Annotated in this window: 1 pseudogene; it reads left to right on the top strand. The window is 73.2% G+C overall.

Going from position 1 to position 257, the window contains the following annotated elements:
* A pseudogene (locus tag KVT39_RS38320) lies at positions 1–112 on the top strand (cytochrome C); the annotation flags it as partial.
* Positions 113–257 lie beyond the last annotated feature (145 nt).

Raw genomic sequence — 257 nt, 5'->3', positions numbered from 1 at the left:
CGGCGGCCGCGCGCATTGGGGCGATACGCCGATGCCTTCCGCCGCCGAGCGAGGCGGGCCGCTATCGCGTGACGCCGCCCGCCAACTGGTGCAATGGGTCCTGAGTCAGTAACCGGCCTTGTCAGCCCCCCTCTCCACCATGAGCGTAGTCAAACCGCCCGCCGTCAGGGCCCGGCAACGTCGCGCGCGGCCCTCGCGCGCCCTTTCGCGGCCGCCAAGCCGCCGGGCCGAGACCGCGAACTGCATACAGGCCGGTG

The sequence above is a fragment of the Burkholderia sp. GbtcB21 genome (assembly GCF_019091065.1).
Lineage (GTDB): Bacteria > Pseudomonadota > Gammaproteobacteria > Burkholderiales > Burkholderiaceae > Burkholderia > Burkholderia pyrrocinia_C.
The sequence above is the reverse complement of the archived record's forward strand: the minus strand, read 5'-3'. Positions and strand labels throughout refer to the sequence as shown.